Raw genomic sequence first — 606 nt, 5'->3', positions numbered from 1 at the left:
AGCCATATGTCCGGATTGATGATGGACGGGCCGGCAGCCAACGCCGCGAGGAAGCCATCGATCGAGGAGACACCGGCGACCGGCGGATCAAGCGTATCGAGCCAGATTTCGAGCTGCTCTAATGAGAGCGTTCTGCCGGATGCGGTTTGACGTTTGAAGCTCATGCTGCCAGCGCTTCTAGCCGATCAGTCGCAGGGCGCCAGTTCCATGCCAACAGGCTGTGCAGATCGTTGATCATCACCTCCTCATTCACGATCCGCTCGAGCACATCGTTGAGCCAGGTGTAGGGATCGAGGCCATTGAGGCGAGCAGTCTGGAGAAGCGAGGCAAGCACCGCCCAGGTCCGGGCTCCTTCCTCGCTCCCCGCAAAAAGGCTCGACTTTCTACCTTGGGCAACATTTCTCATCCCTCGCTCGACGGTGTTGGTATCGACCTCGACACGCCCGTCTTCCAGGAATAGCGTCAGGCCCTTCCAGTGGTTGAGGGTGTAGCGCATCGCCTTTGCCAGATCGGATTTGGGTGAGAGCCTGGGCAGCATGTCGTCGATCTGCGTTTTGATCGTAGCCATCACCTTACAGGTTTCCGCCTGGCGGGCCGCTAACCGAT

At 59.1% G+C, this 606-nt stretch carries 1 protein-coding gene; it reads right to left on the bottom strand.

Annotated features, from left to right (window positions below):
• Positions 1-160 precede the first annotated feature (160 nt).
• Positions 161-606, bottom strand: a 446-nt coding sequence (locus tag ACYPYD_RS09735) for an IS66 family transposase (protein ID WP_459662927.1), incomplete at its 5' end; no start/stop codon positions are given.

This window comes from Novosphingobium sp. 11B, assembly GCF_054589055.1.
Note: the sequence above shows the minus strand (reverse complement) of the source record. Positions and strands in the feature narration are given on the sequence as shown.